The sequence below is a fragment of the Vibrio sp. 10N.261.52.A1 genome, assembly GCF_002876325.1.
Classification (GTDB): Bacteria; Pseudomonadota; Gammaproteobacteria; order Enterobacterales; family Vibrionaceae; genus Vibrio; species Vibrio chagasii.
Map to the genome: position 1 here is coordinate 1 of NZ_MCYD01000742.1, position 632 is coordinate 632.

A 632-nucleotide genomic window follows, 5' to 3' on the forward strand; every position below is an offset into this window, starting at 1 on the left:
ATATTTAATAGAATAATGTGTTATTTGCGACGACTTATTTTGTTATTTCAGTCGATTATCGCCATAATGCCAACTTGCTGTGTAGCACGGTTTTACTGACTTGCGCGAAGTCGCAAAGCTGGCGTTAATTGATTGTAATCACTTTGTGATTAATATAGTTTTTTAACTTTAATTTAGCTCAAGAATTACCCTACCAAGAATTTATAAGAGAAAGCTCTCAAGGAGAATAACAATGAAAGTAGCTGTTATTGGTGCCGCTGGTGGCATCGGTCAAGCCCTAGCCCTACTACTTAAGAATCGCCTACCTGCTGGTTCAGATCTTGCACTTTACGACATCGCACCGGTAACTCCGGGTGTTGCTGCCGATCTTAGCCACATCCCAACACCTGTTTCGATCAAAGGTTACGCGGGTGAAGATCCAACACCTGCACTTGAAGGTGCGGATGTTGTACTTATCTCTGCGGGCGTTGCTCGTAAGCCTGGTATGGATCGTGCGGATCTTTTCAATGTGAACGCTGGCATTGTGAAGTCTCTTGCAGAGAAAATTGCGGTCGTATGTCCAAAAGCTTGTGTTGGTATCATTACTAACCCTGTAAACACGACTGTGCCAATCGCTGCTGAAGTTCTTAAGA

At 43.4% G+C, this 632-nt stretch carries 1 pseudogene; it reads left to right on the plus strand.

The annotated features are described in order from the left end of the window. Positions 1 to 232: 232 nt before the first annotated feature. A pseudogene (locus tag BCT81_RS15210) lies at positions 233 to 632 on the plus strand (malate dehydrogenase); the annotation flags it as partial.